Source organism: Legionella sp. 227 (genome assembly GCF_043161935.1).
GTDB lineage: Bacteria > Pseudomonadota > Gammaproteobacteria > Legionellales > Legionellaceae > Legionella > Legionella sheltonii.
This window is the reverse complement of record NZ_CP171154.1, coordinates 3,690,574-3,702,434: the sequence shown is the minus strand read 5'-3', so window position 1 is coordinate 3,702,434 and position 11,861 is coordinate 3,690,574. Positions and strand designations below refer to the sequence as shown.

The following is an 11,861-nucleotide window of genomic DNA, read 5'->3' as shown; positions in this document are numbered from 1 at the left end:
CCTCAATTAATTAGTGTGTGATGCTAACAATTCACGCATTTTAGCTTGAATCATTTCAATAGCAATCCTGTTCTCTCCTCCACGAGGAACAATGATGTCAGCGTAGCGACTGGATGGTTCAATAAACTGTAAATACATGGGACGTACGGTTGTTTCGTATTGATGTACTACCGATTCAAACGTCCGATGTCGTTCAACCACATCTCTTTTTAAACGGCGGGTTAAACATACGTCTAGAGGAGTAGACATAAAAATTCGAATATCCATTATTTCTCGTAACTCTTTATCACTGAAGAGTAAAATGCCTTCTAGGATAATAATGGCATGTTGACCAATAGTTCTGGTTTCAGACAAGCGCATGTGCTTTGAGTGGGAGTAAATTGGTATTTCAACTGGTCTACCTTCCCTTAATTGCTTTAAATGCTCACAAAGCAAAGCATGATCAAAAGAATCAGGGTGGTCATAGTTTATTCTTTCTCTTTCAGTGAAAGGCAAATGACCATTATCTTTGTAGTAGGCATCTTCAGAAATAACTACTACCTGTTCTGAGCCAAGCTCATTAACAATAGTATTTGCTAAGAGACTTTTACCTGATGCAGAAGGGCCTGAAATCCCAATAATTATGGCTTGTTTATTCATAATAATATCACTAGAAATTTCGCAAATACTAAAGGTTTTTTGTGTCAAATTCAATCTTTTATTAGGGTTTGCTTGTTAAACAGCCTGGTTTTTGAGGACATAAAACAATTTACTCTAAAATATAGTTTAGCTGATTTTCTATCAGTTCTCAGGTGAAAAGTAACGGAGATGCCGCCTCGCGGCATCCACGATGGCTTTAATGAAAAGCAGATACTATTTCTTGCAAAGGCTGACCAACAGCGGCAGATGGATTTTTTATCATGAGCACAGCGGATAAAGTAGGGGCAATGTCCGTTGTATTAGTCGGCCGGAAAATACGTTGGGCTTTAAAATAGGGGTGGACAAAGAGTAAAGGAACATAACTATCATATTGCCAAGGGCTACCATGACTAACTCGATCCTTACTTTTTGCTCCATTGGATTGATTTGGAGGCTGAATGAGGTAAATATCTCCAGAACGGTCTGGATAATACATTTTGTTCACTTTAGCGCTAAGCCAATCTTTTTCAATACCAGTAATAGGTAATGCAAATGCTTTGAATATCCCAGGCCTTAAGGTTAAAGCCTGTGCAAGAGAGCGTGTCACCTCGTTCAGCTTCAACTGATGCTGATCGATTATTTTATGATCAAGATAGATATAAGGGGGTACGATAGACATCAGTGTTTGTTCTGGCAGCTTATATTGTTTTTTTAATACAGCACGAATGTATTGCTCCATTTTAGGGACATTAATAGGATCAATTTCATTGAAATGATGCGCTTTGAGATAGGTTGGTCCATCATTTACACCATGATCTGCGGTAAGCACAATAAGGGTGTTATTTAGTCCCACTTGTTTGTCAATGGTAGCAAAAAGATGGGCTAGGGTTTTATCTAGTTCCAATAAATTGTCTTCTGATTCGAGACTATTAGGACCAAATTGATGACCAATCGCATCAACAGCAGAAAAACTAATCGCTAAATAATCAGTTTTTCCATTAGATTGACCCAATCGTTCCTCAATTAAAAGATGCTCAGCAAAATTTGCAGTGAGCTGATCCGCCTTTGGAGTCCGAGATAGTGCTTTAAAATATTCAGGCTTGGGGGAGTGTGTTACATGGTGAGGAAAGGTTTGACCAAAAAGTTCATCTTCGTGATGGAAGACTGGTGAGTTGGCATTTTGATATTCAGCCTTGGAGCGAGCAAGAGTCCAATCGTAGTCTTTCGGATGGTATTTTTTGTTCCAATCTTTAACCCATTGAGGATATTGAGAATAGTAATAAGTACTGCTAATAAACCCCCCATTTGTCGTATCAAACCAAAATGCTTTGCCAGCATGCCCTGCAAGGGTGATTGCTGAACGATCTTTTAAGGACACTCCAAAGACACGCCCTTTTTGCGAGAGTATTATTTCATCGCTTAAAGTCGAGGCATATAGATTTTTAGGAGAACGTCCTGGAGTGACCGTATGTGTATGGGGTGTTCTTAATATATTGGCTTGCAAGTCTTCCATGCAATAAACCATTTGTTGTGATTTTCGGTCATACCATTCATTATTGATGACACCATGCAAGGCTGGAAAGCTTCCTGTTGCAACTGTTGCGTGTCCAGCACACGTTGTTGTGTTGGCATGGGGATGATGCGTATTGTGATAATCAATGGCATGACTTAATAAATAACTAAATCCACCGTTCCCAAATTGTTGTTGATGCTGATAAATTAAATCGCCACGTAATTGATCGATTACCAGTTGAACGACTAATTTGGGTTGACTAATTTGCGCATAGCTATTAAGACAATTTAGAACAAGAAAAACAAAGCCGATGTATTTTTTCATAACTCATCCTGACGAGGGCAAAAAGAGTTAAATTAATCAACGGTGCTTAAAAAAGCAATCCAAAAAGAAGCTCTAGTTCTCCTTCAACTTATTAAATCGTTTTTAGCAGACTGAGTTCAAGATTCTTTTTTTGAAACAAAGTAAAAAAAATTATGATATCTTATTGACTTTTAATGATAAAAATTAATTAAGTAGTAAAAACAAAATGCATGACTGGCATTATTAATTAGTTTAAACTGCTCACGTTGAAGTAAATTTTACTAATCCCGATTCATGGAGTTTAAGGAGAGCAGAAATGGGTTTTAAGTATGTGGAATATGATTTATTATCTAAATACATCAGGGAGAGTATTGCAACTGAAGTAAAAAGACATAAATTGGATGAAAAAAATTTGCCTCAGGCGTTAAGATCTCTTTCTGTTAGCCATCCTGAACGAGCAATTCAATGTAAGTACTTACTTAAAGTTCTAGCATGTCTTGATAAATCCACTAGTCATGATAAGACACTTGTTCTATATGCCGCTGCGTTCTATATTCGTGATCAAATTTTTGCTAGTTATCAAGGCACTGTAACTTCGTTTTTTTTGTCTCCCGAGAACAGTACTTTATATAATCAATTAACAACTTCCCTTAATCTTGATCGAGAAAACTTCCCTGACTCCAAAAATTTACTTGAAATGTATGAGGCTTTAAGCAGCTTTATGCATGCACATGTATATGTTGATGGGGATTCGAGTAACGGTTATTTGGACAAAAGCAAACAGCTATTCTCAAGCCAAAAAATTAAGAATTATAAGGTAGAAACAGTACTAAAAGATTTGGTTAAAAAAATAGCAGGCCTTAAATTGGAACAGATTGAAAAAGCCAAAGAACAAGATCTAAAAGCCTCTGAATTGGGCCAGATTGAGAAGCCTAAAGAATCACAGTTAAAAGAATCTGATAAAAAAATCAGGCAAAACCAGGGATTTTTTACACCGAGTGAGGTTACTCTTCCTGTATCTGATGCTGCTGCGAGTAAAGAGTATTTTGAAGAGGCTAGGGAACCGGTATCAGTGCAATGTAACTAGCTCATCTTCCTGTACCTGTTTTATAACCAAATTTTTGCCTAAGTCCGCGGTCTAGTGTTATAGCGCTGCTCTCCTGGATACCGCGGATGTCCCCCCGAACAAATCGGGGTGGCAGGTCGAAAATTTAGGGACAAAAGCTAATACAGAATTATAATTGCGGTTCCGAGATTTTTTTCTGTTGCTCAATAGGATAACCTGAGACTGCCCAGTCAATAATACCACCATCTACAGAATAAACTTCTTGGTACCCCAAATCCATTAATACTTGGGCCGCGAATAAGGATCTTACTCCACCTTTGCAGTGCAAATAGATAGGATGATTTTTATTTGGGATTTTCGCAGCAATACATGATGCAATGGTATCTTTAGGGATGTGCCATGCTCCAGCTATATGAAACTCTTGCCACTCGTCTAATTCTCGAACATCAATTAAACAAAGATTGGGATTAGTTTCCATCATTCTTTTTAGTTGATGTACATCAATAGTTTGGATCTTAGGGTTGGTCATAACGAACCTCTCTTATTGTTGGTCGTGTAAATGTGGAATGATGCAGCAACCAATAAATTGTTGCTGTGAAAACACCACCTATCAAGGTGGCAAATGCCCAGGTCGCTGCAGAGACTAAAACAGTTTTTTGTCCTGTTTGGTTCATATTCCCTGCATCATGGGCTACTGCACCAGCAAAAATCAAATGCAAAATGCCATTGATAAGCATCATGATAAATAAAAAAGTTTGTATCTGTGTGGAAAATTGTTGTACTAGCTCATTGATCATGAATCAGTTCCTTTTGTTTTGTTAATCAATAGCACTCTTGCATAACCTGCATCACAATCTACACATGATGCAAGAGTTTAATGTTTGTTAACTTTTGAGTCTAACACCCCATTTTTTCGCAGTATCTCCCGCTATAAAGGATTGGGTCAGACATAAAGATCTAACGTACAATATAATAACAGAAAATGAATAAGATCTTTTATTTCTGTGTTAACCCCGGTAACATCGTCAAAAATATAAAAAGAGAAGAAAAAGCATGAATGTTCATGAAATCCCTGTTCCTCATTTGACCACAGCACATTCTGGACCATTGTTTCATGTGGAAAAAATTGTATTAAATCAAATAGCGGCGATTGAATCTTGGTTTAGGCATCAATGGAAAGACACTCCACCGCCTTTAACCTCATCTGTTGATTTACGACATGCAGGATTTAAACTAGCACCTGTTGATACTAATCTGTTTCCGGCAGGGTTTAATAATCTAAATCCAGAATTTCTGCCCTTGTGTGTTCAGGCTGCGCAGTCTGTGCTCATCGATTATGTTCCCGATTGCACTAGAATCTTACTTATTCCAGAGAGTCATACACGTAATAAGTTCTATTTAAAAAGTCTCAATATATTGCGAACTATTTTTGTAAAAGCTGGTTTTGTGGTACGTATAGGCAGTTTGGATCCTGAGATTAAAGAGCCTACAGAAGTTTTTCTTGAAAGTGGCGAAAGCCTCTTATTAGAGCCTATAGAACGTCAAGGAGACCGTGTGGGGTTGACTAATTTTAACCCATGTTTTCTCATGCTCAATAATGATCTGTCCCAAGGAATTCCTGAGATTTTGCAAGGAATAAAACAAAAAATAAGGCCCACAGCACAATTAGGTTGGTTTTCACGATTAAAATCGAGCCATTTTAATTTTTACGAAGAGGTTGCTAGAGACTTCGCTGAATTTGTAGGGATGGATTCCTGGTTAATTAATCCTTATTTTAGTGCTCTTGAAGGTTTGGATTTTATGGCACAGGAGGGGATAGATAGTTTAGCAATCGAAGTGGATAAAATTCTCACTTTGATGAGTGATAAATACGCAACATATGGGATAAAAGAGAAACCTTTTGTTGTGATTAAAGCAGATAATGGTACCTACGGCATGAGCGTCATGATGGTGCATGAAGCAGAAGAGGTGCGCCAATTAAATAGAAAACAACGTACTCGAATGTCGACCAGCAAAGGCGGTCGTAAAGTAGACAGAGTTATTATCCAAGAAGGGGTGTATACCTTTGAAACCATGCCCAATGGTTCTGTTGCTGAACCTGTTGTCTACATGATTGGCCAGTTTGTTGTTGGTGGATTTTACAGAGTACATAAAGAGCGTGGGATCGATGAAAACCTAAACGCACCAGGCATGCATTTTGAACCCTTAGCTTTTGCTCAAGCGTGTAATATGCCTTGTGATGACTTAACTGAGGTGGATGAGTCTAATCGTTTTTATGTTTATGGAGTGATTGCACGATTGGCCGCACTTGCTGCAGCCAGGGAAATAGCGGCTATTGGGGGTGAGTAATGAAGCTTGGCGTGCTACTGGATCCTCTAAATCAGCTAAAACCTTATAAAGATACAACTCTTGCTATGATCAAGAAAGCGCGAGAGATGGGTTGGTCCTGTGTTGTATTTACACAGGAAGATTTATTTTGCAAGGAAGGGCGTGCTTTTGCACAAGTGTATGATTTAAGTATCGGAGATGTACTCAGCAAGGATTGGGCTACGATCAAAGCGTTAGATGAAATGCCTTTGAGCGAGCTTGATATCATTCTGATGCGCAAAGATCCTCCTTTTAACATAGAGTACATCTACACCACATATATCTTGGAACTCGCAGAACGTGAAGGTGTTCTTGTTGCAAACAAACCACAAAGTTTACGTGACGCGAACGAGAAGTTTTTTACCTTAAATTTTCCTCAGTGCTGCCCAACGACACTGGTATCGCGAAATATGAAACGATTGAAAGCTTTTTGGGAGGAGCACAAACAAGTTATTTTCAAACCCTTGGAAGGGATGGGAGGGAACTCTGTATTCCATGTCGATGAACAAGGGAAAAATTTGGCGGTTATTTTAGAAGTCTTAACTAAAAATCAAACGCAAACCATTATCGCCCAACGTTACATTCATGAAATAAAAAATTTAGGTGATAAACGCATTTTATTAATTAATGGTGAACCTGTTCCTTATGCATTGGCACGAATTCCTGCGGAAGGTGATTTGCGAGGTAATTTGGCTGCAGGCGCTCGTGGTGAAGTAGTACCTATTACCCCAAGGGATAGATGGATTTGCGAGCAAATAGGCCCCACTCTTAGGGCCAAAGGTTTATATTTTGTTGGCATTGATGTGATTGGTGATTATTTAACGGAAATTAATGTTACTAGCCCAACTTGCTTGCGTGAAATAGAAGCTGAAACAAAACTCGATATTGCTGGGGATTTCCTAAAGTGCCTGCAGAAAATATGCCGTGCTTAGATCGGATACACAACTTACCGATAAGCCTATAGCACCGCACCGGTCATCCCAAGGGAGCTCCGCGCATTAGCTCGGTGCTCTGATTGGCATCCTTCGCTATGCTCGCGATGTGGGCAAAAAATTTCGAACCTTTGCTTATGAACCCCGGGTTATGCTGCCGCTTCACCCAGGCTACATATTATTCATCGACGTAGTCACTACCTACTTCAGCAGCAGCTTCTTGAGCTGCTTTTTTATCATCAACATACAGCGTGCCAGTATCTAGATGAGCACCTGCAATGAGATGATTACGGTATTGTAGGTATGCATCCCTCATGAAGGCATATTTATCCAATGCTTCATCCATTATACGATCGGTATCTAACAGTTGTGAGCGTAAATCGATATAGCGCAGCGCTAATAAACTATAGACTACCGTATCATCATGAATGTAAACATAGGGACTGTACAAGGCAAACTGGAATAACCATCCAGCACCATCTCTTAGAGTACTTGGACCCAGTAAAGGAATAACTAGGTAGGGCGAATTCTTATCTCCCCATTTAGCTAAGGTAAGACCTAAATCATTTGAATGGGGGGGTAAACCAAAAGTTTTTGCCACATCGAATAAACCTCCCACACCCAAAGAGGAGTTGATAATAAAGCGCCATGAGTCTCTGATTGCCCATTTTCCTTCAGCTTGGAGAAGATCATTACCTACAGTAGGAATGAGATCCAGGTTGTTGTAAAAATTATTGACACTTTTACGTACTGGTGCAGGTAACACTGCTCGATATACTTTGGCTGGAGGTTTTAAAAATACATTGTCAAATACTGTATTAAACTTATATACCTTTCGGTTAAAAGGTTCGAAAGGATCGACGGGATTAGTCCCCTTACAGGCACAACCAGTTAAAACGAGGCTACCGGTCAAACTGATAACTAGTGAATTTAAGCGCATGATTTTTTTTATTATTCAACTTATTCGAAGATGTTACACGAGTTTGATGTTCTTGCAAACAATCTATAGTGACTCCGACTAACGCTGATATTTTATTTATAATTAGAGCGTATCCCGTCATCCCGAGGAAGGGATCTCCATCTGTGGCACAAGATCCTGACTACGCTTGGGATCGCGCGATTCTGCCTGGCGAATTATATAAAAATCCTGGTGATCAGAACTTTAACAAAAAAGTAACAGGGCCATCATTGCATAAATGAACCTGCATGTCGGCACCAAAACATCCGCTTTGTGTATGAGGGTATAATTGAGAGGCTCGAGTCAATAGGTTATCGAACAGTTGTCGGCCAAGCTCAGGAGATGCTGCATTAGAAAAACTTGGGCGCAATCCTTTTTGAGTTTCAGCCATTAAAGTGAATTGTGGCACTAATAATAAACCACCTTGAACTTCTTTAAGACTTAAATTCATCTTACCCTGGCTGTCACTAAAAATTCGGTAGTTGATGCATTTATCTAACATTTTATTAATATTATGTTCCGAATCTTCAGGTTCAAAACCACATAGAATCAAAAGACCCTGGTCGATTTTGCCGACAGTTTCTCCCTCTATATCGACTCGGGCGTGTGTCACCCTTTGAATTACAATCAACATGCATCAAGCCCTTGTTTGGAAATTTCTTTACTTGCATAAATTAAGGCATCAATTATACCTGATTCTCTATCGGAATGTCCTGCATCACGAACTATTCTTAAATTGGATGCTGGTATGGCCTGATGAAGTTCGAAGGCACCAGCCAATGGAGAGATTAAATCAAAACGGCCGTGTACGATATATGTTGGAATATGTCTTATTTTATGAACATTCGCTATGACCTGATTTTCTTCAATGAAAAAATGATTGTTGATGTAATGGGACTCTAATGTTGCAAGAGCTAGGGCGAAATGTGGATCGCTGAATTGATCAATAACATATAAATGAGGTTGCAAACTGCTGCAACGTGCTTCCCATAAGGCCCAAGCTTTTGCAGCACTCATACGTGCCAGTTCGTTGGGGCCTTGCAAACAGTTGGCATAATACTTGGGAATTTGCTCCAGCATCTTTTCAGGAACGCTACTAATAAATTCTTTCCAATAATCAGGATAAACCAGGTTCGCTCCATGTTTATAAAACCAATCAATATCTTGTTGCCTTCCTAAAAAAATTTGATGAAGCTGCAACGCTTTAATTTGTTGAGGGAATTTTTGCGCATAAAGCAAAGCCAACAAAGAACCCCATCCTCCACCAGACAATACAAATTCGGATAAGCCTAAGAAATCGCGGATGGCATCGATGTCATCCAGTAATAAACTGGTTGTATTTTCACGAACTTCCAAATGTGGTGTAGATCGTCCACAGCCGCGTTGATCAAAAATTATGATTCGATAATGCTGGGGATCAAAAAAGCGTCTAAGATAACCATCACCAGAGGAAGCACCAGGGCCTGGATGCAACACGACAACAGGCAATCCTTCAGGATTTCCTGTTTCTTCAATGTAAAGAGTGTGTAGTGCACTAACTTTTAATTCATGTTGCGCATAAGGTTTAATTGATGGATAGAGTGAGTGCATTATAGTCCTTTAGGAAGTTTGTTTTACCTTATTGCCTTATTTTGCGCTGTGGCGCGCTTGAAAGCAATAAGTATTCACTTTAACCTGGAAAAACAGATTACAACAGCCTCTACCATCAATAAGTTCAGCGATAATCGTATGGAACTACGTCCCGCGGACAAGCTGCGGGGTGTAGGCAGGAACTTAATGGCAGTGACCACAACCACAACTGCTTTTTCTAGGTTTACCTATAAAACAAGTTTATACTTAAAGTTAGTATAGCTTCTATTTTCTTTCGCTTGCGAGATAGTAGGATCTCTTAATAGAATACACCATATTTTTTCCTGGGATTTATTTATGACTCTTGCTGCAATTCTTAAAGGACTGAATGAGCGACAACGCGAAGCAGTTGCCTCCCCACTTGGTAATACGCTGGTCCTTGCTGGAGCAGGAAGTGGCAAAACGAAAGTTTTAGTCAGTCGCATTGCTTGGCTTATTGAAGAAGAGCATATCTCGTCTCATGGAATTTTGGCGGTAACTTTTACCAATAAAGCTGCCGGCGAAATGAAAGCGAGGTTAAATAGTATCTTGAGTACTCCAGTACTGGGGCTATGGGTAGGAACTTTTCATGGGTTGTGCCATCGTTTACTTCGTCGACACTATAAAGAGGCAAATTTACCAGAATTATTTCATATTCTTGATTCTGAAGATCAAGCGCGGGTTATAAAGCGAGTTATTGCCTCATTGAACCTTGATCCCGAACAATGGCCAGTGAAACAGGCCCAATCTTTTATCAATGGGCGCAAAGACGAAGGAATACGACCTCAACACGTACATACTTTGCCTTACGGCCCTGGTAAAACCTTGCTCAATATTTATAGTGCCTACGAACAAGCATGTCAGACTGCAGGGGTGATTGATTTTGCAGAATTATTATTGCGGACTCATGAGCTATTACGCGATAACCCCGAGATTCTTAATCATTACCGTCAACGTTTTCAAGCCATATTAGTAGATGAATTTCAAGATACGAATACGATTCAGTATGCATGGATACGTCTTCTCGCAGGCGAGCATACGGCTGTTATGGCAGTGGGTGATGATGATCAATCCATTTATGGTTGGCGTGGAGCTAAAGTTGAAAATATTCAGCAATTTTCTCAGGACTTTAAAAATACCCAAATTATCCGTTTGGAGCAGAACTATCGTTCTACAGCAACCATACTTAACGCCGCAAATGCACTCATTACGCACAATAATTCGAGGATGGGGAAAGACTTGTGGACGGATGGGGCAACTGGAGAAAAAATTCTAGTTTACGGAGCATTTAATGAGCTTGAAGAAGCACGCTTTGTCTGCGAACGAATTATGATGGAAATCAATCAGGGGGGAAGTGCTGATGAAATTGCTATTTTATATCGTTCCAATGCCCAATCCAGGGTTTTAGAGGAGGCATTGTTGCGTGCAGGGATTGCCTATCGTATTTATGGTGGGGTGCGTTTCTTTGATCGAGCAGAAGTCAAAGATGTTTTAGCTTATTTACGCTTATTGGTTAACCCTCACGATGATAGCGCTTTTGATCGCGTTGTGAATTTTCCAACCCGAGGTATTGGTGAAAAGACACTTGATGATTTGCGTCATTATGCGAAAGCAGAACAATGCTCTTTATGGCATGCGGCTAAAGCCTTATTACAATCGGGTGAGATGGCTCAGCGTGCGGGTTCTGCATTGTCGAAATTTATCGAATTAATTGAACAATTGCAGCAAAATACCCAATCAATGGAGTTGGATGAGCAGTTATCTGTAGTGATTCAGCTGAGTGGTTTGTATGCTCATTTCAGCAAAATCAAAGGGGATAAATCAGAGTCCCGTCTTGATAACATCCAAGAATTAATCAATGCAGCAAAACAATTTCGCTATGAACAAGAGGACGATGAGGAAATTCCTTTAATCAATGCATTCTTAGCACATGCTTCTTTGGAGGCTGGAGAAATGCAGGCAGAAGAACATGAGCGTTATGTTCATTTAATGACCCTACATGCTGCTAAGGGTCTTGAATTCCCTATAGTTTTTTTAGTCGGAATGGAAGAAGGGGTGTTCCCAGGAAAACAGTCTTTGGAAGAGCCTGGACGTTTAGAAGAAGAACGCCGTTTATGTTATGTGGGTATGACGCGCGCTATGCGAAAATTGGTTTTGTCTTATGCTGAAATAAGACGGCAATATGGGCGAGAGGAGTATCATCGGTCTTCACGTTTTTTAAGGGAGCTGCCTCAAGAATTACTTAATGAAGTTCGTGTCAAAGCGAAATTTCAATCTCCTGTTATTTCTCGAAATAAACCCACAGTGATGCCAGAAGCAGAAACTTCGGGATTGTCTTTGGGACAAAGTGTAACCCATGCTAAGTTTGGCCAGGGTGTGGTCTTGGCAGTTGAGGGAAGTGGTGCGCATACCCGCGTTCAAGTAAAATTTAGAGAGCATGGTGTTAAGTGGCTGGTTTTAGCCTATGCTAATTTAGCTGTAGAGGCACAGTGACCT

12 protein-coding genes are annotated in these 11,861 nt (G+C 39.8%); 5 read left to right on the top strand and 7 right to left on the bottom strand.

What is annotated here, in order from left to right; genetic code table 11:
* Positions 1-6: 6 nt before the first annotated feature.
* Together udk and ACF8MK_RS16090 are read right to left on the bottom strand one after the other, a co-directional pair.
* The gene (gene udk / locus ACF8MK_RS16095) at positions 7-639 is read right to left on the bottom strand and encodes a uridine kinase (RefSeq protein WP_265702523.1); all 633 of its coding nucleotides are present in this window, start codon (positions 637-639) and stop codon (positions 7-9) included.
* 196 nt (positions 640-835) lie between these two features.
* Positions 836-2,455, bottom strand: a complete 1,620-nt coding sequence (locus tag ACF8MK_RS16090; protein ID WP_392537505.1) for an alkaline phosphatase family protein — start codon at positions 2,453-2,455, stop codon at positions 836-838.
* A gap of 295 nt (positions 2,456-2,750) precedes the next feature.
* On the opposite strand from ACF8MK_RS16090, the gene ACF8MK_RS16085 reads away from it, so the two are divergent.
* Complete coding sequence (locus tag ACF8MK_RS16085) at positions 2,751-3,521, top strand: hypothetical protein (protein WP_392537504.1); 771 nt, start codon at positions 2,751-2,753, stop codon at positions 3,519-3,521.
* 148 nt (positions 3,522-3,669) lie between these two features.
* Here the strand turns inward: ACF8MK_RS16085 and ACF8MK_RS16080 are convergent, their stop codons facing one another.
* Positions 3,670-4,029: a rhodanese-like domain-containing protein gene (locus ACF8MK_RS16080; protein ID WP_392537503.1), complete on the bottom strand. Its 360-nt coding sequence runs from the start codon at positions 4,027-4,029 to the stop codon at positions 3,670-3,672.
* The gene (locus ACF8MK_RS16075; RefSeq protein WP_265702517.1) at positions 4,016-4,297 is read right to left on the bottom strand and encodes a hypothetical protein; all 282 of its coding nucleotides are present in this window, start codon (positions 4,295-4,297) and stop codon (positions 4,016-4,018) included. The genes ACF8MK_RS16080 and ACF8MK_RS16075 overlap by 14 nt, the downstream gene beginning before the upstream one ends.
* A 256-nt stretch (positions 4,298-4,553) precedes the next feature.
* On the opposite strand from ACF8MK_RS16075, the gene gshA reads away from it, so the two are divergent.
* Positions 4,554-5,849 carry a glutamate--cysteine ligase gene (gene gshA / locus ACF8MK_RS16070; RefSeq protein WP_265702516.1) on the top strand — a complete coding sequence of 432 codons (1,296 nt, stop codon included), beginning with the start codon at positions 4,554-4,556 and terminating at the stop codon, positions 5,847-5,849.
* Entirely contained in the window at positions 5,849-6,799 is a 951-nt protein-coding gene (gshB, locus tag ACF8MK_RS16065) for a glutathione synthase (RefSeq protein WP_392537502.1), read from the top strand. Before gshA ends, gshB begins: the two co-directional genes overlap by 1 nt.
* Positions 6,800-6,977: 178 nt before the next feature.
* Here the strand turns inward: gshB and ACF8MK_RS16060 are convergent, their stop codons facing one another.
* The 3 genes from ACF8MK_RS16060 to pip all read right to left on the bottom strand — a co-directional run bounded on the left by ACF8MK_RS16060 (position 6,978) and on the right by pip (position 9,347).
* Positions 6,978-7,739, bottom strand: a complete 762-nt coding sequence (locus tag ACF8MK_RS16060) for a VacJ family lipoprotein (RefSeq protein WP_392537501.1) — start codon at positions 7,737-7,739, stop codon at positions 6,978-6,980.
* A 214-nt stretch (positions 7,740-7,953) separates the two neighbouring features.
* Entirely contained in the window at positions 7,954-8,391 is a 438-nt protein-coding gene (dtd, locus tag ACF8MK_RS16055; RefSeq protein ID WP_392537500.1) for a D-aminoacyl-tRNA deacylase, read from the bottom strand.
* Entirely contained in the window at positions 8,385-9,347 is a 963-nt protein-coding gene (pip, locus tag ACF8MK_RS16050) for a prolyl aminopeptidase (RefSeq protein ID WP_392537499.1), read from the bottom strand. Before pip ends, dtd begins: the two co-directional genes overlap by 7 nt.
* Between pip and ACF8MK_RS16045 the strand changes: the two genes are divergently transcribed.
* Together ACF8MK_RS16045 and uvrD are read left to right on the top strand one after the other, a co-directional pair.
* The gene (locus ACF8MK_RS16045) at positions 9,342-9,608 is read left to right on the top strand and encodes a hypothetical protein (protein ID WP_392537498.1); all 267 of its coding nucleotides are present in this window, start codon (positions 9,342-9,344) and stop codon (positions 9,606-9,608) included. The genes pip and ACF8MK_RS16045 overlap by 6 nt on opposite strands.
* Before the next feature lie 75 nt (positions 9,609-9,683).
* Positions 9,684-11,858 (top strand): DNA helicase II, encoded by a 2,175-nt coding sequence (uvrD, locus tag ACF8MK_RS16040; protein WP_392537497.1) that lies wholly within the window; start codon positions 9,684-9,686, stop codon positions 11,856-11,858.
* Positions 11,859-11,861 lie beyond the last annotated feature (3 nt).

Excerpts from the sequence above, each read along its gene's own strand:
- udk (WP_265702523.1), bottom strand. The coding sequence starts at position 639 with ATGAATAAACAAGCCATAATTATTGGGATTTCAGGCCCTTCTGCATCA.
- ACF8MK_RS16090 (WP_392537505.1), bottom strand. The coding sequence starts at position 2,455 with ATGAAAAAATACATCGGCTTTGTTTTTCTTGTTCTAAATTGTCTTAAT.
- ACF8MK_RS16085 (WP_392537504.1), top strand. The coding sequence starts at position 2,751 with ATGGGTTTTAAGTATGTGGAATATGATTTATTATCTAAATACATCAGG.
- ACF8MK_RS16080 (WP_392537503.1), bottom strand. The coding sequence starts at position 4,029 with ATGACCAACCCTAAGATCCAAACTATTGATGTACATCAACTAAAAAGA.
- ACF8MK_RS16075 (WP_265702517.1), bottom strand. The coding sequence starts at position 4,297 with ATGATCAATGAGCTAGTACAACAATTTTCCACACAGATACAAACTTTT.
- gshA (WP_265702516.1), top strand. The coding sequence starts at position 4,554 with ATGAATGTTCATGAAATCCCTGTTCCTCATTTGACCACAGCACATTCT.
- gshB (WP_392537502.1), top strand. The coding sequence starts at position 5,849 with ATGAAGCTTGGCGTGCTACTGGATCCTCTAAATCAGCTAAAACCTTAT.
- ACF8MK_RS16060 (WP_392537501.1), bottom strand. The coding sequence starts at position 7,739 with ATGCGCTTAAATTCACTAGTTATCAGTTTGACCGGTAGCCTCGTTTTA.
- dtd (WP_392537500.1), bottom strand. The coding sequence starts at position 8,391 with ATGTTGATTGTAATTCAAAGGGTGACACACGCCCGAGTCGATATAGAG.
- pip (WP_392537499.1), bottom strand. The coding sequence starts at position 9,347 with ATGCACTCACTCTATCCATCAATTAAACCTTATGCGCAACATGAATTA.
- uvrD (WP_392537497.1), top strand. The coding sequence starts at position 9,684 with ATGACTCTTGCTGCAATTCTTAAAGGACTGAATGAGCGACAACGCGAA.